The following is a 3,346-nucleotide window of genomic DNA, read 5'->3' as shown; positions in this document are numbered from 1 at the left end:
ATCTTGTGGGTCAAATTGACTCCAAAGTGGACACCAAAGATTTCGACGATTTCGACCTTTAATCGGCTCTTCTTAACCTTATTATTAAGGTTATAAAAGAGGACCGCATTGAATGCCCGTTTGACGGGGCTCCAATGCGGTCCTATTTCATAATGTCATTTTTACTTCCGAATTGTCGCCAAAAATTCTTTACGCGTATCGCGATCTTGCAAAAACACGCCGCCGTAAGCAGACGTTACCGTATAGCTGTGGGTATCTTTAATGCCGCGTGCTTTCACGCAAAAGTGAGTCGCTTTCACATACACCGCCACATCATCAGTTTCCAAAATAGTTTGAAACGCAACCAAAAGCTGCTCAGTTAAACGCTCTTGGACTTGCGGGCGTTGCGCGAAAAAAGACACGATGCGGTTAATTTTAGAAAGCCCGATAACCCAATCTTTCGGGTAATAAGCCACACAAACTTGCCCGTCAATAGTGACAAAATGATGCTCGCAAGTACTCGTCAACGTAATATCGTTCACTTGCACCATTTCACTCACTTTCATTTGATTTTTGATTTTCGTCATTTTCGGAAAATTGGCGTAATCCATTCCGCTAAAAATTTCATCGATAAACATTTTCGCCAATCGATTCGGCGTTTCTTCCAAGCTATCATCTCGCAAATCAAGCCCGATCAACGCCATCACTTCGCGCATATGTTTTGCAATTCCCGTACGGCGTTTCTCTTTGCTTTGCGCGGGGTCAAGCATCGGCGTTTCAATCCCCTTGGCAATCAAGGCATTGCGCACGCTAACCGCATCAGAAGAGAGAATATCGGGTGAAATTTCGTTCATAACAATCTTTCCTAAAAAAATGATGCGGTATTCTAGCAAAGGACAGACGGCTGGTAAAATGAGAAAAATTGCTAATTTGAATGAATCCGCCTTTAGCGATAGAATGAACGACAATTTTTCTCAAATAAGGATTTTCTATGCTTACATTGGAACAAGCCCGTGCGCAAATGCTTGAGCAATTAACCTTTCCGACTCAAAGCGAAACCCTCAATTTACAAGACGCGGCCAATCGAATTTGTGCCGAAGACGTGATTTCACCGATTAACGTGCCTTCCTTCGATAACTCAGCCATGGACGGTTATGCCGTGCGTTTAGCGGATTTGCAACAATCTTTAACACTTTCCGTGGCGGGCAAATCCTTTGCCGGCAAACCGTTTCAAGAAGAATGGTCACCGCTTAGTGCAGTGAGAATTATGACCGGCGCAATGCTCCCGGAAGGCGCCGATGCGGTGCTGATGCAAGAAGACGCCGTAGTGAATGAAGACGGCAGCGTAACATTTACCAAATTGCCAAAACCGAACCAAAATATTCGGCGCATCGGCGAAGACGTAAAAGAAGGCGACATCGTGCTACAACAAGGTGCACCACTCAATGCGGTGTCCTTGCCGCTGTTGGCCTCTCTTGGTATCGCCGAAGTAAAATGTTACCGCCGTTTAAAAGTCGCCGTACTTTCTACCGGCGACGAACTGGTGGAAGTAGGCAAACCGTTACAAGCGGGACAAATTTACGACACTAACCGTTTCACCGTGAAATTATTATTAGAAAAGCTCCATTGCGAAGTCATTGATTTCGGTGTTTTACCGGACAATGAAACGGAATTCGAAAAAGCCTTTATTGCTGCACAACGCCAAGCGGATTTAGTACTCACCAGCGGTGGTGTTTCTGTAGGCGAAGCGGATTTCACCAAAGCCGTATTAGAAAAAATCGGCCAAGTGAATTTCTGGAAAATCGCTATAAAACCTGGTAAGCCCTTCGCTTTCGGTAAATTGGACAACGCATGGTTCTGCGGTTTGCCGGGCAATCCGGTTTCTGCGCTGGTCACCTTCTACCAACTAGTGCAACCGCTTATTGCCAAACTGCAAGGACAAAAACATTGGAAAAATCCGCCGCACTTGCAAGCCGTTGCCGCTACTAATTTGAAAAAAGCACCGGGGCGTTTAGATTTTCAGCGTGGTTTTTACCAAGTGAATGCGCAAGGCCAAATTGAAGTACAACCGGTCGGTTTCCAAGGCTCACATCTGTTTAGCGCGTTTGTAAAAAGTAACTGTTTTATCGTATTGGAACAAGAACGCGGCAATGTGGCAGCGGGCGAAACAGTAACCATTGAACCCTTCAACCATCTTTTGAGTTAGCCATGGCTGAATTAAGTTACCAAGAAGAATTGCGCTACAACCGCCAAATTATTCTCAAAGCGGTAGATTTCGACGGGCAAGAAAAGCTCAAAGACAGCAAGATGCTTATCGTTGGTTTAGGCGGCTTGGGTTGCGCCGCCGCACAATATCTTACGGCAGCCGGCGTTGGCCATCTTACATTGCTTGATTTCGATACGGTTTCCCTTTCAAACTTACAACGTCAAGTGTTGCATTGCGACGCCCGGCTTGAAATGCCCAAAGTGGAATCCGCCAAAATTGCCCTCCTCCAACTTAATCCGCATGTTAAAATCGACACGATCAACGCTAAACTCGACGAAGAAAAGCTCGCCGAAATTCTGCCTCATTTTGACATAATTTTAGATTGCACCGACAATGTCGAAATTCGCAATCAACTGGATCGCCAATGTGAAAAAGCGAAAGTTCCATTGATTTCCGGCGCGGCAATTAGAATGGAAGGACAGGTTTCTGTGTTCACTTACGAACCCGGCACGCCCTCCTATCGCGATCTCAGCCGACTGTTCGGACAAAATCTATTAAGCTGTGTCGAAGCCGGCGTACTCGCGCCGATCGTAGGCATTGTCGGCGCCATTCAAGCCCTGGAAGCGCTCAAAGTGCAGTTAAAAATCGGCAAAAATTTGTGCGGGAGACTGCTGATGATTGATGGTTTTTCAATGAATGTAAGAGAAATAAAGTTGCCTAGAATCTCGGCATAAAAGGAGGGGATAAATAGGAAATCATATTACTTACCGAGCTCTCGATATTTCACCTAAACGGGAGTGTTAGCTGTTAAGTCTCATTATTAGCATATTTGCATTTACAGTGTGTTCCCCGCCATCAAATAAATAAAAGATAATTCATTCATATTTAGCTTTATGTATATTTTAATACGCCGTCAAGATAGCTACCAATGCGGTGCTGATTGAGCATCTCAATCTAAGACAACTACATCAACTACTTACGCCGAATTAGCCATAAAAGAGGTTTCAACACACAGCCGCGCGAAGGCGGCTGCATCCAAAAAGATCTTTGATATTGCACTCAAAATCGTTTCAACACACAGCCGCCCGAAGGCGGCTGCTCCCTACCTAAAAAAGCAAGAAAAATCAGCAGATTAAACACTGTATTTCGCTAACTGATTTT

3 protein-coding genes are annotated in these 3,346 nt (G+C 44.9%); 2 read left to right on the top strand and 1 reads right to left on the bottom strand.

Translation table 11 applies throughout. From position 1 onward, the window contains the following. Positions 1-161: 161 nt before the first annotated feature. A complete protein-coding gene (gene folE, locus ACO59Y_RS03540) occupies positions 162-833 on the bottom strand; it encodes a GTP cyclohydrolase I FolE (RefSeq protein ID WP_486130701.1) in 672 nt (223 codons plus the stop codon). A gap of 137 nt (positions 834-970) precedes the next feature. On the opposite strand from folE, the gene moeA reads away from it, so the two are divergent. Both moeA and moeB read left to right on the top strand, forming a co-directional pair. Continuing rightward, positions 971-2,185 (top strand): molybdopterin molybdotransferase MoeA, encoded by a 1,215-nt coding sequence (gene moeA / locus ACO59Y_RS03535; RefSeq protein ID WP_486130699.1) that lies wholly within the window; start codon positions 971-973, stop codon positions 2,183-2,185. A gap of 2 nt (positions 2,186-2,187) precedes the next feature. Further along, on the top strand, positions 2,188-2,919 hold the full coding sequence (gene moeB, locus ACO59Y_RS03530; protein WP_486130697.1) for a molybdopterin-synthase adenylyltransferase MoeB: 732 nt from the start codon (positions 2,188-2,190) through the stop codon (positions 2,917-2,919). Positions 2,920-3,346: the final 427 nt, after the last annotated feature.

It is taken from the genome of Rodentibacter sp. (assembly GCF_057314195.1).
The sequence above is the reverse complement of the archived record's forward strand: the minus strand, read 5'-3'. Positions and strand labels throughout refer to the sequence as shown.